Genomic DNA, 19,308 nt, shown 5'->3' with positions numbered 1-19,308 from the left:
GGACAATACAACCTCCGGATTTGATCAGGAACGGGAAATTATATGAGGGCGCTCGGCGAAATTTCCAGACTTGCGTTGGGCGTGAGAGCGGACGTACAAAAAAGCCAAAATCAAGGCGCTAACAGCGCCGAACACGGCGCCACCATCACCGGCGAACGAAGAACCGACAACCGCGCCACCGATGCAGGCAATCAACGGAATTCCATATGCAAGATTAGCCGTATGGCGAACACTGCCAGCAGCGATAGCGATCGTGACGCGATCGCCAATAACAGCGCCAATCTTGTTATCTACCTGATAGGTTTTTGGCCCTGCACAAAACATCTGGGTCAGTTGCTGACCACCACAACCACCCTGTTCGTGACATCGCCCACAGCCGCCATGCTCAACTTCGACGAGTGCATTCGTTCCTTCTTGCGCACGGACTACTGCCTGGATCGTGGTCTGTTCATTATCCATGCTTACCAACGCTTATCGGGAGCGATATCCAGTAACGGTCGCAACTTTGCCGCCACCGCTTCTCTGGCGCGAAAAATACGGGATCGCACCGTTCCGATCGGACAGTTCATGATGCCGGCGATTTCATCATAGGAGAGGCCTTCCAGTTCGCGCAGCACGATCGCCGTACGTAGCTCTTCAGGCAAGGAGTCCATGGCTGCATTTACCGTTTCACCAATCTGCTTCGACAGAAGAAGGCTTTCCGGGGTGTTGATATCCCGTAGTTGAGTAGCATCTTCAAAGGTTTCCGCTTCTTCAGAGTCAAACTCGGTACTGGTTGGCGCACGTCGCCCTTGGGAAACCAGATAATTTTTAGCCGTATTGATGCCAATACGATAAAGCCAAGTATAAAAAGCACTCTCACCACGAAAGGATGGCAGGGCGCGGTAAGCCTTGATAAAGGCCTCCTGTGAGACATCTTCGACTTCCGCAGGGTCACGGATGAAGCGTGACAGCAAGCGCCCCAGCTTACGCTGGTATTTGCTCACCAACAGGTCGAAGGCGTGCTGATCTCCGCCTTGGGCCCGTTCGACCAACACCTGATCGATTTCGCGCTCACTCATTGCTCTCGTTTTCCCTGAGGATAATGATTAGTATTTTATTTAGCGGAGTATAGCGCAGCCATTTTCGCGATGAAGATAGGTAGTTATCCTTAATTTGTGACTGTCTGTAACGAGATGAATGGTTTTCTGCATGCTATATTCCGCTGAAAACTATTACTAATAGAGAACAGCCGTGCAGAAATTTGATGTCCTGATCATCGGTAGCGGTCTTGCCGGCCAGTCTGCCGCATTGAGACTTGCCCCCCATTGTCGCGTGGCGCTTGTCAGCAAGCGCAGTCTTGAAGACTCTGCATCCGGGTGGGCTCAGGGCGGCATTGCAGCCGTACTGGACAGCCAGGACTCCATTGAAGCGCATATTCAGGACACGCTGGTTGCTGGTGCCTGGCTGAACGATGAAAAATCGACCCGCCATGTTGTCGAAAACGGGCGCAGGGTCATCGAGTGGCTGATCGAGCAAGGCGTTCCCTTCACTAAGGACACCTCCGGCTATCACCTTACCCGGGAAGGTGGTCACAGCGCTCGCCGTGTCATCCATGTGGCCGATGCAACTGGCCTCGCCGTTCAGGACACCTTAACCAAGAAAGTCCGTGCCAACCCCAACATCACCATTCTGGAAGATCACATCGCGATCGACCTGATCACTAGCGAGAAACTGGGCAAAAGCGATAAGCGTTGCTATGGCGCCTATGTCCTGAACAATCGTGACGGTGAAGTCGTCACGATTGGCGCCCAAAACACCCTCATCGCCACGGGCGGCGCCGGCAAGGTCTATCTCTACACGACCAACCCTGACACCTCTACCGGTGATGGCATCGCCATGGCTTATCGTGCCGGTTGCCGGGTGTCGAATATGGAATTCATCCAGTTTCACCCGACCTGTCTCTATCACCCCCAGGCGAAATCATTCCTGATATCCGAAGCGGTACGCGGCGAAGGTGGCCTGCTCCGCTTGCCGGACGGAACCCGCTTCATGCCTGAGCATGATGACCGTGCAGAACTCGCACCGCGTGACATCGTCGCTCGCGCCATCGACTTCGAAATGAAGAAACGCGGCCTTGACTGTGTTTTCCTCGATATTTCGCACAAGGATGAAGATTTCATTCGCGGTCATTTCCCGAATATTTACGCTCGCTGCCTGGAGCTTGGGATTGATATCACCCAGGAAGCCATTCCGGTCGTTCCGGCCGCCCATTACACCTGTGGCGGCATTGTCAGCGACCTGCATGGGCGCACCGATGTATCCGGACTTTACGTTGCCGGAGAAGCCTCATGTACCGGGCTGCATGGTGCGAATCGCCTCGCCTCCAACTCGTTGCTTGAATGCTTGGTATTTGCCGAAGCTGCAGTCAGCGACATATTGACCAGAAAAATCGACGAAACTCCCAAGCTGCCACTCTGGGATGAAAGCCGGGTCACAGATGCCGATGAAGAAGTGGTCATTTCCCACAATTGGGATGAGCTTCGTCGCTTCATGTGGGATTACGTCGGCATCGTCCGGACGACCAAACGACTAAAACGTGCCAAGCATCGCATCGGACTGTTGATGCGAGAAATCGACGAGTTTTATGCCAATTTCCGGGTTAGCCACGACCTTATCGAGTTGCGGAACCTTGTTGTCACGGCAGACTTGATCGTTCGCTGTGCCATGTTGCGCAAAGAAAGTCGGGGGCTGCACTTTTCCCGAGATTTTCCTGACATGGCTGACAAACCAAAGAATACGATCCTCAAGCGTCGGCGGCCGCCGAACTGAATTTCGCCTGCCAACGGAAAAACACTCGCAGGCGCCTGAAATCATCAGCCTCCACGCTATCGACCACCACAATAAGCGTGTGCCTTTTGCCGTTCGGTACCCGGAGCCGAACAACAGTCAGCCACGGATGTACTGTTGCATGAGGCGCCAATTCAACCTCGAGAAAATCTGCGTTTCCTGCTTCTGAAACAAGGATCTGGCCGGAACGTTCAAGCCGAATAGCAGAAAGCGTCGGCATCAATTTCCGCCAGGAATAGTAGCTGGCAATCACGATGAGCAAAGTGGTCGCCAAGCGGATGATCGCAGAATACGGGAGCAGCACCGTCATTCCAATCAAGAGCAAAGTCGTAACGATCAATGCGCCATCCAGAAAGCGAGAACGGTGCAGTCCGATGATCATCGGAAACTGCACCGTTCAATTCCTTACGGAAGCGCTGCTTAAATGCGCTTGAATACCAGCGAGCCGTTAGTGCCGCCGAAGCCGAAGTTGTTCTTCAGCGCCACATCGATCTTCATCGGCCGTGCCTTGTTGGCACAGTAGTCCAGGTCACATTCCGGATCCTGGTTGAAGATGTTGATAGTCGGCGGGGATATCTGGTGATGGATCGCCAGAACCGTAAACAAGGACTCAACGCCACCGGCACCACCCAGCAGGTGACCAGTCATCGACTTGGTTGAATTGACGACGATCTTGTAGGCAGCATCACCGAAGGCAGCCTTGATGGCATCCGACTCGTTCTTGTCGCCAAGCGGGGTCGAGGTACCATGCGCATTGACGTATTGCACGTCAGAAGGCGCAATACCAGCATTCTTCAGCGCATTGACCATGGAGCGACGCGGGCCATCCATGTTCGGGGCAGTGATGTGGTAGGCATCAGCGCTCCGGCCATAGCCAGCCACTTCAGCATAAATCTTTGCACCACGTGCCTTAGCATGCTCGTACTCTTCGAGAACCAGAACACCGGCGCCTTCGCCCAGGACGAAGCCATCACGATCTTTGTCCCATGGACGACTGGCCGTCGTCGGGTCATCGTTGCGAGTGGACAGCGCGCGAGCGGCACTGAAGCCCCCCATGCCCAGCGGAGAGACCGTTGATTCAGCGCCACCAGCCACCATCACGTCGGCATCGCCGTATTCAATGATGCGTGCGGCTTCGCCGATCGAATGGGTACCCGTCGTACACGCTGTGACGATGGCCAGGTTCGGTCCCTTGAAACCATACTCAATCGACAGGTTGCCGGAGATCATGTTGATGATCGAACCAGGCACAAAGAACGGCGAAACCTTGCGCACACCGCCAGCGAGGTACTCGTCCTTGGTTTCTTCAATCAGCGGCAGACCGCCGATGCCAGAACCAATGGCGACACCGACGCGCTCTGGATCAGCAGCACCTTCCTTATCCAGACCGGCATCACGCACGGCCTGCATACCTGCAGCCAGACCGTAATGGATAAATCTATCCATGCGGCGGGCATCCTTGGCGGAAATGTACTGAGTAATATCAAAATTCTTTACTTCGCCGGCAAACTGAACCGGGAAAGTGGAAGTATCGAATCGGGTAACGGGAGCGATGCCAGAACGGCCGGCGATGATGTTCTGCCAGCCTTCCTCTACGCTGTTGCCGACCGGGGAAATCAGACCCAAGCCAGTAATTACGACTCTGCGACGTGCCAAGATGCGCTCCGAAAGCAAATGTAGCAAGGCCGGCCCTTGAGGCCGGCCTTGCCTGGTTCAAACCGGAATTAGCTTACTTCTTGCCGGCGAGGATGTAATCGACAGCCTGCTGGACTGTAGTGATCTTCTCAGCCTGGTCGTCAGGAATCTCGCATTCGAATTCCTCTTCCAGAGCCATGACCAGCTCGACGGTATCCAGGGAGTCAGCGCCCAGATCATCCACAAAGGAGGACTCATTCTTGATGTCCGCTTCGTTCACGCCCAGTTGTTCGGCGACGATCTTCTTGACGCGCTCTACGATGTTATCCATTAGAAAAACTCCTTCCCCTCAGGGGTACGAAAAAAAACGTTACGATTCTACCAAAAGCCAAGCCTTAGCGGAATCAATCCATAAACATGCCACCATTCACATGCACGGTAGTACCCGTGACATACGAGGCGGCGGGAGAAACCAGAAACCCGACGGCACCGGCAATATCCTCCGGCGTGCCGGCACGAGCCAGCGGAATGGACGCCAGCATGGCGGCCTTCTGCTCTTCGGTCAAGGCATGCGTCATGTCCGTGGCAATAAAACCAGGCGCAACACAATTGACGGTGATATTGCGGCTCCCCAATTCACGAGCCAACGAACGACTGAGGCCGGCGACACCTGCCTTGGCCGCGCAGTAGTTAGCTTGGCCAGCATTACCGGAATAGCCAACTACGGACGAAATGTTGACGATACGGCCAAAACGCGCCTTCATCATGCCGCGCATAACACCACGAGAAAGTCGGAACACCGCCTTCAGGTTGGTATCAATAACGGCGTCCCACTCATCGTCACCCATGCGCATGGTGAGATTGTCACGAGTGATACCCGCGTTATTAACCAAAATGGTTACAGCACCGAATTCCTTGGCAATATTGGTTAAGGCAGCATCCGTCTGCGCTACGTCGCAGACATTCAGTGCAATTCCCTTGCCCTTGACGCCAGCCGCCAAAAGATAGGCGGAGATTTTTTCTGCACCTTCTTCACTGGTTGCGGTACCAATTACGGTTGCGCCCTGCTTGCCAAGCTCCAGTGCAATAGCCCGCCCAATACCCCGGGTCGCACCGGTCACCAGCGCAATTTTATCGGTCAGCATGATCACTCCAGACCCAGATTAGCTTCAATGGAGGCCGCATCAGCCAGCGCCACACCGACGACACCGTCAGCGCAACGCTTGGTCAGGCCGGCCAGCACCTTGCCAGGGCCACATTCAAGAACCGTGAAAACACCCAGCGAAGCCATTACCTGAATGGTCTCGACCCAACGTACAGGATTGTAGGCCTGACGAATCAAGGCATCCTTGATGCGCCCCGGATCATTTTCGATTGAAACATCAACATTGTTGATAACCGGAATTAGCGGAGCATTCAGCGACAACTCGGCCAGCCGAGCAGCCAGCTTTTCAGCTGCAGGCCGAATCAAAGACGAATGGAACGGTGCGGAAACTGGAAGGGCCTTGGCCATCTTGGCACCACGGGCTTTGCAAGCCTCCATGGCGCGCTCGACAGCACCCTTGTGACCGGCGATAACAGTTTGACCGTTGGCATTGAAATTAACCGGCTCAACCACTTCGCCCTGCGCTGCTTCAGCACAAGCAGCGGCAATTCCAGCATTATCCAGTCCAAGTACAGCAGCCATGGCGCCGGTTCCAACCGGAACAGCTTCCTGCATGGCGGCGGCACGCAGGCGAACCAGAGGAACAGCGTCCTTCAGGCCGAGCACACCGGCCGCGACAAGTGCCGAGTACTCGCCGAGACTGTGGCCAGCGAGAACAGCCGGCTTCTTGCCGCCTTTCTCTTGCCACAGTCGCCAAACAGCGATACCTGCCGTCAACATTACAGGCTGCGTGTTAACCGTTTGGGTCAGCAACTCCGCCGGGCCATTGGCTACCATTGCCCAAAGATCATCACCCAGTGCAGCAGAGGCTTCATCAAACGTGGCACGGACTACAGCAGCGTCGCCGTAAGCTGCCATCATGCCAACGCTTTGGGAGCCTTGACCGGGAAATACGAATGCAAAAGACATTTTTGCCCCCTCGTTCAGAATTCAAGCAGGGCAGCGCCCCAAGTAAAACCGCCGCCAACGCCTTCCAGCAGCACTTTCTGGCCTCGCTGGATACGCCCATCACGTACCGCTTCATCAAGCGCCAGTGGCACCGAGGCTGCGGAAGTATTGCCATGGCGGTCAACGGTAACGATCACCTTGTCGCGATCAACGCCCAGCTTCTTACCAGTCGCTTCGATAATTCGAATATTTGCCTGATGGGGGATCAGCCAATCAACATCACTGGTTTGAATGTCGGCGGCCAGACATACCTCCTCAGCAATATCAGCCAGCACACGCACGGCAAACTTGAAAACGGCCTGGCCATCCATACGCAGGAATGGGTCACCAGTCACTTGACCACCACAAATCTGCCCCGGCACATTCAGAATAGTGTTCTGACTACCGTCGGCATGCATGGCAGTAGCGAGAATGCCAGGTTTATCGGAAGCCTCAAGCACCACAGCTCCAGCCCCATCACCAAACAGGACGCACGTTCCGCGATCGCTCCAGTCGAGGATGCGCGAAAACACCTCGGCGCCGATGACCAAGGCTTTTTTGTGACTGCCGGAGCAAATGAATTTTTCGGCAATGCCTAGAGCGTAAGTAAAACCGGCGCAGACTGCCTGCACATCAAAGGCGGCCGCCCCCTTGTTACCGAGTTTGCCTTGGATAAGACAGGCGGTGCTCGGGAAGATAAAATCGGGTGTCGAAGTGGCGACGATGATCAAATCAAGATCGACAGCAGCCACGCCAGCCATTTCCAGCGCCTTTTGCGCGGCTATCAAGCCAAGTTCGCTTGAAGTGGTTCCAACTTGCGCGAGATGGCGACTGCGGATACCGGTACGACTGACGATCCACTCGTCGTTAGTATCGATGCCACGCGCCGCCAACTCACTGTTACTGACAGGATTGCCCGGCAGGTAACTACCGGTGCCACTCAGGCGTGCATACATTCAGACGTTCTCCACGGCGACAGGAATCATCGCTGCTATTCGACTGGAAATGCGCTCGACAACCCGGTTTTCCGCCGCGTCATAGGCACGCGAAATGGCATTCCCGAAAGCCAGAATATCGGCCGAGCCATGGCTCTTGACCGAAATGCCCTTGAGTCCGAGAAGAATCGCGCCATTGTAACGGCGGTGGTCAAAACGCTTTTTGAAATTATTGAGTACCGAGATGGCAATCAAGGCCGCCAGCTTGGTCAGCCAGTTGCGCTTGAATTCGCTGCGTAGCGAAGAGGCAAGCATCTGAGCCAAGCCTTCGGAAGTCTTCAGGGCAACATTTCCGACAAAACCATCACAAACGATGACATCAGCGCCGCCTTTATAGATGCCGTCACCCTCGACATTGCCGATGAAGTTGAGATCGGAGGCACGCAGCAACTCGGCCGCAGCCTTGACCACCTCGTTACCCTTGATTTCTTCTTCACCAATATTAAGGATACCGACAGTCGGCTGATCCTTGTGCTCCATGGCGGCAACCAGCATGGCTCCCATGATTCCAAACTGGAGCAGATGCCCCGGACCGCAATCGACATTAGCACCAAGATCCAGCATGTGCGTATGGCCATTGACAGTGGGCAGCGGAGCACAAATTGCCGGCCGGTCGATGCCAGGAAGCATTTTCAGGACAAAGCGGGAGATTGCCATCAACGCACCAGTATTACCGGCCGAGACACAAGCATCTGCGTCACCTGTCTTGACCTGGTTGATGGCCACCCGCATGGACGAATCCTTCTTGTTACGCAAGGCGAGTGCTGGCGACTCATCCATGCCAACAATTTCGGAGGCGTGGACAAGGCGGATGCGAGGATCGTTCGCATGATTGCCGAGCAACGGGCGCAAAACCTCCTCCTGGCCGACCAGGACGAGATTAGCTGACGGATGCTCCGCAAGAAATTGAATGGCCGCCGGGACCGTCACTGACGGACCGTGGTCACCCCCCATGCAATCAATGGCAATGCGGGTTGTCATATAGCAAAAGAAAAGGCAGGCAGCTCATGGCGAGCGGCCTGCCTTCTAATGAACGATTACTCGCCCTTGCTCTTGAGAACCTTCTTGCCGCGATAGAAACCGGTCGGAGAGATATGGTGACGCAGATGAGCTTCACCGGTGGTCGATTCGACAGCCAGCGGCGGATTGGTCAGGAAGTCATGAGCGCGGTGCATGCCACGCTTGGAAGGGGACTTTTTGTTTTGTTGAACGGCCATGTTGATACTCCAAAAAAAATCAGTTCGGTTTGCCTTTAAGTCCGGACAGCGCCGCAAACGGATTGATCCGATCGCCAGCATCTGCCGCACCAGGCAAGCCACATTCTTCATGCCGCGGCGCCACCGGCAGAGCCAGGAGGATCTCGTCCTCGACAAACTCAGCCACATCCAGCTCGCTCACCAACGGCAGAAAATCTCGGGTGTCGTCTTCCAGTTCATCTTGCGATAACTCGGCGCCTTCGGGAACAAGTTCCAGCAGACTATCGACATCAAGATCAAAAGAAACGGCGTTCAGGCAACGCTGACAAGCCAACGGGAGAACCCCCGAGACCTCCAGATGCAGCATGAACTCGCCACGTTCGCCTTGATACCCCCTGACAAGGAAAGCAACCTCACCCGAGACCTCAGTCAGCAGATCATGCAGGCGTTCAAGGTCAGCGACAGCCAGCGTTCCTTTGAGAACACGGCCATCTCTGGCAAATGCGAATGCGTCCGAAATTCTTTTCAATCTTGAGCTGTTGCGACTTAAACGACGGATGATATTATTTTTGGCTTTCCAAGTCAAAAACAAAGTGCCGCTTCAAGTAGTCAACGCAACGCTTTGTTGTAACGAGTCTTTCATGCCACCAAAACTGATCCTCGCCTCAACCTCCCCTTACCGCCGGGAACTGCTGGGCCGACTCGGCCTGGCCTTTGAAGTTGCCAACCCCCAAACCAACGAAAGTCCTCTTACCAACGAAGCCCCCGAGGCTATGGCATTGCGGCTTTCAGAAGCAAAAGCCAGGGCTGTTGCTCAAACCCACCCCGAAGCCATCATCATCGGTAGCGATCAAGTTGCCACGGTTGACGGCAAAGTTTATGGAAAACCTGGAAGTCACGAGCGTGCCGTCGAGCAACTTCATGCTTTATCAGGAAAAACCGTCAATTTTTTTACTGGTTTATGCCTGTTAAATGCCAGAACGGGAGAGTTTGAGGTCCGCGGAATTCCGACACTAGTCACTTTTCGTGAGCTGAATAGCGAGGAAATCGAAAACTACCTGCGCCGGGAACCTGCATATAACTGTGCCGGGTCGGCCAAATCAGAGGGTTTGGGCATCGCGTTAATGAGCAGCATGCGAGGCGATGACCCGAATGCACTGGTCGGCCTACCACTAATTGCCTTGTGCGACATGCTGCGCAAGCAAGGCGTGGTGGTACTTTGATGACCGGCACCCTTTACTTGATTCCGGTGCCGCTTGGTCCGACAGCACCTCAGGACTCCCTGCCCCCCAACGTACTGGCAACCGTACGACCATTGAGCCACTTTGTTGTCGAACAAGCCAAGACGGCGCGCGCCTTTCTTAAAGCAGTCGGTACCGATAAGCCTCTGCAAGAACTACAAATGGCAGAGCTGAATGAGCACACACGCGCCGATACGCTTGACCACCTGCTTTCACCATTACGCGCCGGGCACGACATTGGTCTGCTCTCTGAGGCCGGCTGCCCTGCAGTTGCCGACCCGGGAGCCGACCTGGTCGCGCTGGCACAGAAAGAAAATATTCGTGTCGTGCCACTCATTGGCCCATCTTCGCTACTTTTGGCACTCATGGCATCAGGACTCAATGGTCAGCGCTTCGCCTTTCAGGGCTACCTTCCTGCCAAGGAAATCGAGCGCTCAAAGACGTTGCGCGATTTGGAAAGCGAATCGCGAAAGCGCGTTCAAACACAGATATTCATTGAGACGCCTTACCGAAATCGCACCATGTTCGACACCATCCTCCAAGCCTGCCAGCCTGGCACGCGCCTGACGGTAGCAACCGACTTGTCGCTACCCGGAGAATTTGTGCTGACTCGCACAATTCAGCAGTGGAAAAAGCAAACGCCGCCCGAAATCGAGCGGCGTCCTACAGTTTTTTTACTACTGGCCTAGATTTCAGTACAAGCGCACCCCAAGAGCACTTTCCGAGAAACCCTTCCAGAAACCCGCGAAGGTGCTCGCCCCAAGGCGCTTGGCAAAGCGTTCGGCAATATTGTCCTTGACTGAGTAATCAAGGACCTTCTCTGCCTTGATGACATCACGCGCCACCGAGTCAACACTGCCGTAGTCATCGGCCAGCCCAAGCTGCACGCTCTGAACTCCTGTCCACATCAGCCCAGAAAACATTTCTGGCGTTTCCTTGAGGCGCTTGCCGCGTCCAGCCTTCACTACATCAATAAATTGCCGGTGAATATCATCGAGCAGAAGCTGGGCATGCGCCTTGTGCTGGGGAGCCTGAGGCGAGAAAGGATCGAGAAAACCCTTGTTTTCACCAGCCGTCAGCAAGCGGCGTTCGACACCGGCTTTATCCATCGTACCAGTGAACCCGAAACCATCCATCAGCACCCCAATTGAGCCAACGATGCTGGCTTTATTCACGTAAATATTGTCCGCCGCTGCAGCAACGTAATAGCCGCCTGAAGCACACATATCCTCGACTACGGCATAGAGCGGCTTGTCAGGGTATTTCCCGCGCAGACGACGAATTTCGTCGTTGATGATACCGGCTTGAACCGGGCTCCCCCCTGGGCTGTTAATACGCAAAATGACGCCAACGGCATTTTTTTCTTCAAAGGCGCCATTCAAGGCAGCGATCAAATTCTCGGCGTTAGCTTCACCCTTGGCCTCGATGACACCATTCAGATTTACCAAGGCAGTGTGGCGCTCCTGATGTTCAGCACCAGTTCCCCAGTCAACAACAGCGATCAACACGACAAGTAGATAGACAAAACCAAGCGCCTTGAAAGCAATCCCCCAGCGGCGCCGAGTTCGCTGCTCATCAAGCGCAGCAAAAACAAGCTTCTCCAGAGTTTTTCGCTCCCATGCGGAGTCGTTATTAGGCGGTTGGGGGTTATCCATAATTGTCGTCTTGTTCTAAAAAAATCTGCCCATCAATCTCATGCATCATCACTGGCTTTAGCCCCTTACCCGAACAGCGACCGCCGAGACACCTGCCCGTTTCTGGAGCATAAAGCGCGCCATGAATCGAGCAAATCAAGTATAGCTTGGAATCATCAAAGAATTCGCCGGGCAGCCAGTCGAGCTCGGCAGGAACATGAGCGCATTCGTTCAAATAGCCATAAACCTGCCCTTGAAAGCGAACCACGAAGGCCGAAACCTCACGACCGTAGCGCACCACGAGAAAACGAAAACCCCTACCCGCCTCGACAACGGCCTCCGCCGAACAAATCAGGCGAAATCTCTGAGCCACAGATCGAGCTCCCCTACGCTGTGCAGGCAGGCAACCGGTTTATATTCCGTTAGATGGTCATGAGCATGTGCGCCGTAAGTCACCGCCAAACTATCAACACCGGCATTGCTGGCCATCAGCAGATCGTGCGAAGTATCACCAATCATGACAGTTGATTCATTTGCAATGCCAAATTCCGCCGTCAACTCTGCCAGCATTTGTGGATGCGGTTTTGAATGACATTCGTCGGCACAACGAGACGCCTGAAACAACGGCCTAAGGCCGGAATGATCCAGGGCGCGCTCCAGCCCTGCCCGGCTCTTGCCTGTTGCAACTGCCAAAATATGTCCAGCCGCATGCAAGCGCTCCAGCATCTGCGGAACACCACTGAACAAAGTCAACCGGTGGTCGCCTGCAAGGTAGTGGTAACGGTAACGATCAACCATCGCCTGATAGCGATCTGGCATCAATTCGGGCACGGCATGACGCAGCGCATCCACAAGCCCGAGGCCGATGACATGTCGAGCCCGGTTATCGTCCGGCACCGCCAGGTCAAGGTCGCGACAGGCAGCCTGGATGGCCTGAACAATGGCTCCGGCGGAATCAAGAAGGGTTCCGTCCCAGTCAAAAACAATCAGTTCGTATTTCATCGGCTAGCAAGTATCGATTCAAGATTTTCAGCAGTGAATTCCCGGTGCTTTTGTGCGTCGAGTCCAGCAATGTAGCTTCCCAGCCCATCTGGCAACGGCGCAACACACTCCAGTTCCGCCGCTGTCAGAGGGTGTCGGAAAGCCATGCGCCAAGCGTGCAGCGCCATGCGCTTTAGTCCGTCGCGCTTGAGCACCTTGTTCAGCGCAAAATCTCCGTATTTCTCGTCGCCAAGAATAGGAAAACCAAGGTGTGCCAGATGAACACGTATCTGATGAGTACGCCCCGTCTTCAATTGCGCTTCCAGCAGGCTTACCTCAGACCAGCGCGCCAGAAGTCGGAATACCGTGTGCGAAGCCTTACCTTGCGGATCAACTGAAACACGCCGTTCGCCACCCTCAGTAAGGTATTTGTGCAAAGGTAATTTCACATGCTGGGTACTGTTCATCCAGCGCCCCTTAACCAACACCAGATAGCGCTTATCTGCGCCGGCACCATGCTCTCGGAACATGTCGTGCAGCGCGGTCAGTGCCAGACGTTTCTTGCCGACAAGAAGAACACCGGAGGTCTCACGATCGAGGCGGTGCGCCAACTCAAGAAACTTGGCCATTGGGCGCTGCCGGCGCAAAGCCTCAATCACCCCAAAGCTGACTCCGCTACCACCGTGCACAGCAACACCTTCCGGCTTATTGATAACCAGCATGGCTTCGTCTTCGTAGATGATCGGCAGATCAACCCGCTTCTTGGCAGCCTCATCAACTTCGTTCTGTGGTCGTTCGGCAATACGGATCGGGGGAATGCGGATGTTGTCGCCAACACAAAGCCGATACGTTGCATCAACCCGCTTGCTGTTCACGCGGACTTCTCCGCTCCGCAAAATCCGGTAAATATGGCTTTTCGGAACACCCTTGCAGCGCCGGATCAGGAAGTTATCGAGGCGCTGGCCCAGCTCTTCTTCGCCGACCTCGACATGGGTCACTGAATTGTTACCTGCACCATTCATTTTCTAATATACTGCCCACGTTTTACGTCTCGGTTTGCAAGAGATGCCGAACCGTCAGACCGTTTGCCCTCGCGCTCAATGCGCGACCGCCATACGGCAGGTTCCGAAGTCTCACCTATGCCAATTGCACAGGCCAGACCAACGTGAAACGACTGGTTAAGTTCACTCACCAAAAGTAGTGATGTTAATGGATAAGCCCACTGTAAGCACGCACGGATTGCCCGTTGCAGGAATTTTCAGGTTGCGCATTTCAATAAAAAGCACGCAACCGTTTGTTGATCAGCACATTCACCATCGCCTTTGCCCACCATTTATGACGCAACCCGATAACTGAAACTGTCGCTGCCTGTAAGGGCGTTTCGTTGCAGCGTGCTGCTGTGCGCTGGAGCCCGAAAATAATGAAACGCATGCTATTCAATGCGACACAGGCGGAAGAACTCCGTGTCGCCATTGTCGATGGTCAGAAACTGATTGATCTCGACATTGAGTCCGCCGCCAAGGAACAACGAAAAAGTAACATCTACAAGGGTGTCATTACCCGCATCGAACCGTCGCTCGAAGCCTGCTTCGTCGATTACGGTGCTGACCGCCACGGTTTCCTTCCCTTCAAGGAAGTTTCCCGCGCCTTCTTCCAGCCGGGCACAGAAGCTGGTCGCGCCCGAATTCAGGATGCGCTGAAGGAAGGTCAGGAACTGATCGTCCAGGTCGACAAGGATGAACGTGGCAACAAGGGCGCAGCCCTGACCACCTACGTTTCTCTGGCAGGCCGCTATCTCGTTTTGATGCCGAACAACCCGCGTGGTGGTGGTGTATCCCGTCGCGTTGACGGTGACGAACGTGCAGAGCTGCGCGATGTCATGGATCAGCTGGAAGTGCCCAACGGCATGAGCCTGATTGCCCGCACTGCAGCCATTGGCCGTCAGGCCGAAGAACTGCAGTGGGACTTGAATTACCTGCTGCAGCTGTGGACCGCCATTGACGGCGCCGCCCAGCAACAGAGTGGTGCTTTCCTGATTTATCTGGAAGGCAGCCTGGTTATCCGGGCCATCCGTGACTATTTCCAGCCGGATATCGGCGAAATCCTGATCGACACCGACGAAGTCTATGAGCAGGCCCGCGCCTTCATGGGCACAGTCATGCCGGGCAATATCAATCGCGTCAAGCGTTACCGCGATGATGTGCCGCTGTTCTCGCGCTTCCAGATCGAACATCAGATCGAAACTGCCTTCGCTCGCCAGGTCAATCTGCCGTCCGGTGGCGCTATCGTTATCGATCACACTGAAGCGCTGGTCGCCGTCGACGTTAACTCCGGTCGCGCCACCAAGGGTTCCGATATCGAAGAAACCGCGTTCAAGACGAACCAGGAAGCCGCTGAAGAATTGGCCCGTCAGTTGCGTTTGCGCGACCTGGGCGGCCTGATCGTGATCGACTTTATCGACATGGAAAATCAGAAGAACCAGCGCGAAGTCGAAAACCGTCTGCGCGATGCGCTCCGTTTCGACCGCGCCCGTGTTCAGATGGGCAAAATCAGCCGCTTTGGCCTGATGGAACTATCCCGTCAGCGTCTGCGCCCGGCGCTTGCCGAAACCAGCTACATCCCCTGCCCGCGCTGTACTGGCACTGGCCACATCCGCTCTGCCGAATCAGCTGCACTGCACATCCTGCGCATTCTCGAAGAGGAAGCGATGAAGGAAAACACGGGTGCCGTGCATGTTCAGGTTCCGGTTGATGTTGCCACCTTCCTGCTCAACGAAAAGCGCCCGGATATCCAGGCTATTGAGCTGCGCCACAAGGTCACCATCCTGCTGATCCCGAACGTTCACCTCGAAACGCCGGCACACACCATCACCCGCCTGCGCCACGACGATCTGAACCAGGATGATCTTCGTGAGCCCTCCTACAAGATGGTCGACATGCCGATTGAGGAAGCCATCAAGCAGGCAACCCAGGCCGAGGCCGCCAAGCCACGCCAGGAAGCTGCGATCAAAGGCATTTCTCCTGACCAGCCCGCACCGATCATGCCGGAAAAGGCAGAAGCACCCGTTGCCGCCCCTGTTCAGCCAGAAGGTGGCTTGTTCTCGAAGATTTTCTCGTGGTTCCGTTCCTCTCCGAAGCCAGTCGAGCCAGTCGCAACTCCGGAGCCGGCCAAGAAGCCGCGCGAAGCTCGCGGTGATGGCCGTCGTGATGGCCGTCGTGGCGGCCGCAACGGCAATCGTCGTGACGAAGAGCGCGGCGAACGCAAGGAACGTCCTGAGCGCAAGGACCGCAATGTAGCCGACAAGGCTCCGCAGGACGGAACACCGGCACCGAATGGCGAACGCAAGGAACGCCGTCCGCGTGGCGAACGTAAGGAACGTGGCGAACGCCAGCAACCGGAAGCTGTTGAAAACAAGTTGGTCCAGCAATCAGCGATCACAGATGCCGCTGTTGCTCCGCTGCTTGGCAACGATGCGCCTGATGCACAGGGCAACGAAGAGCAAGGCAATCGTCGCCGCGGTCGTCGTGGCGGCCGTGGTCGTGGCGAGCGTCGCAACGAGGCTGACGCCACACCGGTTACCGAGGCGCTACCAGCGACAACCGAGTTAGCTGTTGAGCCAGCCAACCAAGAACCGGTTGTGGTTGTGATTCCCGCGGCCGAACCTGCAGTGGTCGCCGTAGAAGTTGCACCACCGGCTATCGAGCAGGTTGCCATAGCGGCCATTGCTGAACCGGTTCAGGCTGCAGAAGTTATCGAAGCTGCTCCAGTTGAAATCACTGAAACGCCTGCGGTCGAGGTTCAGGAAAGCCCGAAGCTTGAAGCACCAACCCCGGTCGCAGCAGAACCAGTGAATCTTGAAGCAACACTGGCTGAAAGCGGCTTGGTCATGGTTCAGACGACTTCCGCCACAGTCGCTGTGGCTCAAGCCGAAGCACCGGCCAAGCTGGGTCGCCCACGCAAGGCAAAACCTGCGGTCGATCAGGCCGAAAGCGAATCGCTGGTCATGGTTGAAACCGCCAAATAAAGGCTGGAGCAACCAACAAAAAGGGGCACCCGAGGGTGCCCCTTTTTGTTTTCATGAATGGGTCAACTTCGTCCCAGTTTTTGCTTGATCTCTTCAATCAGGCCGCGCGATGCGTCTTCGACCATATCAAGCACGAGATCGAATCCGTGACCTAGGCCGTAGTAAGGGTCAGGCACCTCGTCATCGTCAAAATTTTTCGCATAATCCATGAACAATCCGAGACGCTTCTGCTGCTCTGGTGTTGCCATGCGTTGCAGGTTATCGAGATTACTTTTATCCATGGCCAGCACCAAATCGAAGTAATCCAGATCCTGGCGTGCCACCTTGCGTGCCCGAAGTTGCGACAGATTGTAGCCGCGAGCCGAAGCTGCTCGTTGGGTTCTAGAGTCTGGTGCCTCGCCCACATGATAGCCATGCGTTCCAGCAGAATCCACTTCAACTTTATCGCCGAGATTATTGATTTTAATGAAATAACGAAGAACCCCCTCCGCCGTAGGGGAGCGACAGATATTGCCCATGCAGACGAGTAGCACGCGATAATTCATTTTGTCCCATCTCCGTCGAGGTCGTGCTGAGCCGCGCCGAATACTCGTTCCCTGAGCCGGAACAGATCGTCGCGGGCCGCCGCCGCTTTTTCGAATTCCAGGTTTTTAGCGCACTCCATCATCAATTTTTCGAGACGCTTGATTTCCCTGGCCACCGCCTTCTCATCCATGGCCTCGTAAGCCGCTTGCTGCTGCGCCGCCTTCAGCTCCGTATGGGCCGATTCGGCATCATAAACACCGTCGATGATGTCCTTGATCTTCTTGGACACCCCGCGCGGCGTAATACCGTGCTCCAGATTGAAAGCAATTTGCTTCTCTCGGCGCCTGCCGGTTTCGGCAATGGCACGCTGCATGGATTGCGTAACTGTATCAGCATAGAGGATAGCCGTGCCATGGATATGGCGCGCCGCGCGGCCGATTGTCTGGATCAGGGAACGCTCGGAACGCAGAAACCCCTCTTTGTCTGCGTCAAGAATTGCCACCAGCGAAACCTCCGGGATATCCAATCCTTCGCGCAGCAGGTTGATACCAACCAGCACATCAAACTCGCCGAGGCGAAGGTCGCGGATGATTTCGACACGCTCAACCGTATCGATGTCCGAATGCAGGTAGCGCACCTTGATGCCGTTATCCGCCAGGAAATCGGTCAAATCTTCGGACATGCGCTTGGTCAGCGTCGTAACCAAAACGCGCTCACCAACAGCGATCCGCTTGCCGATCTCGGCCAGCAAATCGTCCACCTGGGTTGAGGCCGGACGCACGATGACCTCCGGATCAATCAGCCCGGTGGGCCTGGCCACTTGCTCGACAACCTGGCCGGCGTGCTGTTGTTCATAATCGGAAGGCGTCGCCGAAACGAAGATTGTCTGGCGCATATGCGCCTCGAACTCGTTGAATTGCAGCGGTCGATTATCCAAGGCCGACGGTAATCTAAAACCGTAGTCGACCAGGTTTTCCTTACGCGAGCGATCGCCTTTGTACATGCCACCGACCTGGCCGATGGAAACGTGCGACTCATCGATGAACATCAACGCATCTGGCGGCAAATAATCGATCAGTGTGGGCGGTGACTCCCCTGCTTTGCGACCCGAGAAATGCCGCGAGTAATTTTCGATGCCTTTACAGAAGCCGATCTGATCGAGCATTTCGAGGTCAAAGCGGGTGCGCTGCTCGATCCGCTGAGCTTCGACCAATTTGTTGTTGCGCGTGAAAAAATCAATCCGTTCGCGCAACTCATCCTTGATCGCATCAATGGCGCGAAGTACCGTGGCGCGTGGCGTAACGTAGTGCGAAGCCGGAAAAACGGTAAAGCGCAACGCCTTATGCAGCAGGTGACCGGTCAACGGGTCAAAGAACTGCAGGCCTTCAAGCTCATCGTCGAACAAAGAAATCCGAATGGCGTGCTCGGCATGTTCGGCCGGAAAAACGTCGATGACGTCCCCACGCACCCGAAAGGTTCCTCGGTGAAAATCCATCTCGTTGCGCTCGTACTGCATGTCGGTCAGGCGCTTGACGATGGCGCGCTGATCCAGTTTGTCTCCGACACGCATGGTCAGGATCATGTTGTGATATTCGTCACGATCGCCGATACCGTAGATACAGGAAACAGTGGCGACGATCACCACATCCCGTCGCTCGATCAGGCTTTTCGTCGCAGACAAGCGCATCTGCTCGATGTGATCATTGATCGAGCTATCTTTCTCAATGAACAGGTCGCGAGATGGGACGTAGGCTTCCGGCTGGTAGTAGTCGTAATAGGACACGAAGTACTCGACGGAATTCTCTGGAAAGAATTCCTTGAACTCTGAGTACAACTGCGCCGCCAGTGTCTTGTTCGGGGCCAGCACCAAGGCCGGACGACCGGTACGGGCAATTACGTTGGCCATCGTATAAGTCTTGCCCGAGCCGGTAACGCCAAGCAGCGTCTGAAATGACAAACCATCACCTAGCCCCTCGACGAGTTGTCGAATCGCCTCGGGCTGGTCGCCAGCCGGCGGAAAGGGTTGATGCAATCGGTATGGGCTACCCTCGAAGGTGACGACGGGCGTGCCGGTGTTGGTTTCGCTCATGTTAAAATTCTTCGGTTTCTCGTCGCGTAGCCGGTTGGCTGCGCGAACATTATTCGTATTATTCCAC

General features: G+C 55.2%; 22 protein-coding genes. 4 read left to right on the top strand and 18 right to left on the bottom strand.

The genetic code is table 11. The features are described 5' to 3' along the window. Window positions 1-24: 24 nt before the first annotated feature. Both KI617_RS08875 and rpoE read right to left on the bottom strand, forming a co-directional pair. Complete coding sequence (locus tag KI617_RS08875) at window positions 25-459, bottom strand: SoxR reducing system RseC family protein (protein WP_226451637.1); 435 nt, start codon at window positions 457-459, stop codon at window positions 25-27. 2 nt (window positions 460-461) lie between these two features. Further along, a complete protein-coding gene (gene rpoE, locus KI617_RS08870; protein WP_226451636.1) occupies window positions 462-1,061 on the bottom strand; it encodes an RNA polymerase sigma factor RpoE in 600 nt (199 codons plus the stop codon). 172 nt (window positions 1,062-1,233) lie between these two features. Here rpoE and nadB point away from each other — a divergent pair, with 172 nt between their 5' ends. Further along, on the top strand, window positions 1,234-2,811 hold the full coding sequence (nadB, locus tag KI617_RS08865) for an L-aspartate oxidase (RefSeq protein ID WP_226451635.1): 1,578 nt from the start codon (window positions 1,234-1,236) through the stop codon (window positions 2,809-2,811). On the opposite strand, the gene KI617_RS08860 is transcribed toward nadB, so the two are convergent. From KI617_RS08860 to KI617_RS08820, 9 genes are all read right to left on the bottom strand, one after another. Continuing rightward, on the bottom strand, window positions 2,786-3,211 hold the full coding sequence (locus KI617_RS08860) for a protein YgfX (protein ID WP_226451634.1): 426 nt from the start codon (window positions 3,209-3,211) through the stop codon (window positions 2,786-2,788). The two genes, nadB and KI617_RS08860, sit on opposite strands and share 26 nt — an antisense overlap. A gap of 38 nt (window positions 3,212-3,249) precedes the next feature. Next, window positions 3,250-4,485: a beta-ketoacyl-ACP synthase II gene (gene fabF, locus KI617_RS08855; RefSeq protein WP_226451633.1), complete on the bottom strand. Its 1,236-nt coding sequence runs from the start codon at window positions 4,483-4,485 to the stop codon at window positions 3,250-3,252. A 73-nt stretch (window positions 4,486-4,558) separates the two neighbouring features. Then, window positions 4,559-4,795 (bottom strand): acyl carrier protein, encoded by a 237-nt coding sequence (gene acpP, locus KI617_RS08850; RefSeq protein ID WP_011287765.1) that lies wholly within the window; start codon window positions 4,793-4,795, stop codon window positions 4,559-4,561. Between the two features lie 73 nt (window positions 4,796-4,868). Further along, window positions 4,869-5,609, bottom strand: coding sequence for a 3-oxoacyl-ACP reductase FabG (fabG, locus tag KI617_RS08845; protein WP_226451632.1), 741 nt, complete (start codon window positions 5,607-5,609; stop codon window positions 4,869-4,871). A gap of 2 nt (window positions 5,610-5,611) precedes the next feature. Next, a complete protein-coding gene (gene fabD, locus KI617_RS08840) occupies window positions 5,612-6,538 on the bottom strand; it encodes an ACP S-malonyltransferase (protein ID WP_226451631.1) in 927 nt (308 codons plus the stop codon). A gap of 14 nt (window positions 6,539-6,552) precedes the next feature. Next, window positions 6,553-7,512, bottom strand: a complete 960-nt coding sequence (locus tag KI617_RS08835; RefSeq protein WP_226451630.1) for a beta-ketoacyl-ACP synthase III — start codon at window positions 7,510-7,512, stop codon at window positions 6,553-6,555. Beyond that, a complete protein-coding gene (gene plsX, locus KI617_RS08830) occupies window positions 7,513-8,532 on the bottom strand; it encodes a phosphate acyltransferase PlsX (RefSeq protein WP_226451629.1) in 1,020 nt (339 codons plus the stop codon). It abuts the gene before it with no gap. Window positions 8,533-8,588: 56 nt separating this feature from the next. Beyond that, complete coding sequence (gene rpmF / locus KI617_RS08825) at window positions 8,589-8,768, bottom strand: 50S ribosomal protein L32 (protein WP_226451628.1); 180 nt, start codon at window positions 8,766-8,768, stop codon at window positions 8,589-8,591. 19 nt (window positions 8,769-8,787) lie between these two features. After that, window positions 8,788-9,333 (bottom strand): YceD family protein, encoded by a 546-nt coding sequence (locus KI617_RS08820; protein ID WP_226451627.1) that lies wholly within the window; start codon window positions 9,331-9,333, stop codon window positions 8,788-8,790. 55 nt (window positions 9,334-9,388) lie between these two features. Here KI617_RS08820 and KI617_RS08815 point away from each other — a divergent pair, with 55 nt between their 5' ends. After that, window positions 9,389-9,970: a Maf family nucleotide pyrophosphatase gene (locus KI617_RS08815; RefSeq protein ID WP_226451626.1), complete on the top strand. Its 582-nt coding sequence runs from the start codon at window positions 9,389-9,391 to the stop codon at window positions 9,968-9,970. Next, on the top strand, window positions 9,970-10,677 hold the full coding sequence (locus tag KI617_RS08810; protein ID WP_226451625.1) for an SAM-dependent methyltransferase: 708 nt from the start codon (window positions 9,970-9,972) through the stop codon (window positions 10,675-10,677). Before KI617_RS08815 ends, KI617_RS08810 begins: the two co-directional genes overlap by 1 nt. Before the next feature lie 3 nt (window positions 10,678-10,680). Here the strand turns inward: KI617_RS08810 and KI617_RS08805 are convergent, their stop codons facing one another. The 5 genes from KI617_RS08805 to KI617_RS08785 form a co-directional block, all read right to left on the bottom strand. Continuing rightward, window positions 10,681-11,643, bottom strand: a complete 963-nt coding sequence (locus KI617_RS08805) for a S49 family peptidase (RefSeq protein WP_226451624.1) — start codon at window positions 11,641-11,643, stop codon at window positions 10,681-10,683. Continuing rightward, on the bottom strand, window positions 11,636-11,923 hold the full coding sequence (locus tag KI617_RS08800) for a Rieske (2Fe-2S) protein (RefSeq protein WP_226451623.1): 288 nt from the start codon (window positions 11,921-11,923) through the stop codon (window positions 11,636-11,638). Before KI617_RS08800 ends, KI617_RS08805 begins: the two co-directional genes overlap by 8 nt. Before the next feature lie 50 nt (window positions 11,924-11,973). Next, a complete protein-coding gene (locus KI617_RS08795) occupies window positions 11,974-12,624 on the bottom strand; it encodes an HAD family hydrolase (protein ID WP_226451622.1) in 651 nt (216 codons plus the stop codon). Next, window positions 12,621-13,625: an RluA family pseudouridine synthase gene (locus KI617_RS08790; protein ID WP_226451621.1), complete on the bottom strand. Its 1,005-nt coding sequence runs from the start codon at window positions 13,623-13,625 to the stop codon at window positions 12,621-12,623. The genes KI617_RS08795 and KI617_RS08790 overlap by 4 nt, the downstream gene beginning before the upstream one ends. Before the next feature lie 250 nt (window positions 13,626-13,875). Further along, entirely contained in the window at window positions 13,876-14,034 is a 159-nt protein-coding gene (locus KI617_RS08785) for a hypothetical protein (protein WP_226451620.1), read from the bottom strand. Here KI617_RS08785 and KI617_RS08780 point away from each other — a divergent pair. Further along, on the top strand, window positions 14,024-16,627 hold the full coding sequence (locus tag KI617_RS08780) for an Rne/Rng family ribonuclease (protein WP_226451619.1): 2,604 nt from the start codon (window positions 14,024-14,026) through the stop codon (window positions 16,625-16,627). The two genes, KI617_RS08785 and KI617_RS08780, sit on opposite strands and share 11 nt — an antisense overlap. 62 nt (window positions 16,628-16,689) lie before the next feature. On the opposite strand, the gene KI617_RS08775 is transcribed toward KI617_RS08780, so the two are convergent. Together KI617_RS08775 and uvrB are read right to left on the bottom strand one after the other, a co-directional pair. Then, on the bottom strand, window positions 16,690-17,172 hold the full coding sequence (locus tag KI617_RS08775) for a low molecular weight protein-tyrosine-phosphatase (protein WP_226451618.1): 483 nt from the start codon (window positions 17,170-17,172) through the stop codon (window positions 16,690-16,692). Beyond that, window positions 17,169-19,241 (bottom strand): excinuclease ABC subunit UvrB, encoded by a 2,073-nt coding sequence (uvrB, locus tag KI617_RS08770; protein WP_226451617.1) that lies wholly within the window; start codon window positions 19,239-19,241, stop codon window positions 17,169-17,171. The genes KI617_RS08775 and uvrB overlap by 4 nt, the downstream gene beginning before the upstream one ends. Window positions 19,242-19,308 lie beyond the last annotated feature (67 nt).

The organism is Ferribacterium limneticum, assembly GCF_020510625.1.
Classification (GTDB): Bacteria; Pseudomonadota; Gammaproteobacteria; order Burkholderiales; family Rhodocyclaceae; genus Azonexus; species Azonexus limneticus_A.
The sequence above is the reverse complement of the archived record's forward strand: the minus strand, read 5'-3'. Positions and strand labels throughout refer to the sequence as shown.

Bases quoted from the DNA above. Each gene is read 5' to 3' on its own strand.
- KI617_RS08805 (WP_226451624.1), bottom strand. From the start codon at position 11,643: ATGGATAACCCCCAACCGCCTAATAACGACTCCGCATGGGAGCGAAAA.
- KI617_RS08775 (WP_226451618.1), bottom strand. From the start codon at position 17,172: ATGAATTATCGCGTGCTACTCGTCTGCATGGGCAATATCTGTCGCTCC.
- KI617_RS08810 (WP_226451625.1), top strand. From the start codon at position 9,970: ATGACCGGCACCCTTTACTTGATTCCGGTGCCGCTTGGTCCGACAGCA.
- KI617_RS08795 (WP_226451622.1), bottom strand. From the start codon at position 12,624: ATGAAATACGAACTGATTGTTTTTGACTGGGACGGAACCCTTCTTGAT.
- KI617_RS08875 (WP_226451637.1), bottom strand. From the start codon at position 459: ATGGATAATGAACAGACCACGATCCAGGCAGTAGTCCGTGCGCAAGAA.
- fabD (WP_226451631.1), bottom strand. From the start codon at position 6,538: ATGTCTTTTGCATTCGTATTTCCCGGTCAAGGCTCCCAAAGCGTTGGC.
- fabG (WP_226451632.1), bottom strand. From the start codon at position 5,609: ATGCTGACCGATAAAATTGCGCTGGTGACCGGTGCGACCCGGGGTATT.
- KI617_RS08785 (WP_226451620.1), bottom strand. From the start codon at position 14,034: ATGCGTTTCATTATTTTCGGGCTCCAGCGCACAGCAGCACGCTGCAAC.
- KI617_RS08790 (WP_226451621.1), bottom strand. From the start codon at position 13,625: ATGAATGGTGCAGGTAACAATTCAGTGACCCATGTCGAGGTCGGCGAA.
- KI617_RS08835 (WP_226451630.1), bottom strand. From the start codon at position 7,512: ATGTATGCACGCCTGAGTGGCACCGGTAGTTACCTGCCGGGCAATCCT.
- plsX (WP_226451629.1), bottom strand. From the start codon at position 8,532: ATGACAACCCGCATTGCCATTGATTGCATGGGGGGTGACCACGGTCCG.
- rpmF (WP_226451628.1), bottom strand. From the start codon at position 8,768: ATGGCCGTTCAACAAAACAAAAAGTCCCCTTCCAAGCGTGGCATGCAC.
- acpP (WP_011287765.1), bottom strand. From the start codon at position 4,795: ATGGATAACATCGTAGAGCGCGTCAAGAAGATCGTCGCCGAACAACTG.
- uvrB (WP_226451617.1), bottom strand. From the start codon at position 19,241: ATGAGCGAAACCAACACCGGCACGCCCGTCGTCACCTTCGAGGGTAGC.
- rpoE (WP_226451636.1), bottom strand. From the start codon at position 1,061: ATGAGTGAGCGCGAAATCGATCAGGTGTTGGTCGAACGGGCCCAAGGC.
- KI617_RS08780 (WP_226451619.1), top strand. From the start codon at position 14,024: ATGAAACGCATGCTATTCAATGCGACACAGGCGGAAGAACTCCGTGTC.
- KI617_RS08815 (WP_226451626.1), top strand. From the start codon at position 9,389: ATGCCACCAAAACTGATCCTCGCCTCAACCTCCCCTTACCGCCGGGAA.
- KI617_RS08860 (WP_226451634.1), bottom strand. From the start codon at position 3,211: ATGATCATCGGACTGCACCGTTCTCGCTTTCTGGATGGCGCATTGATC.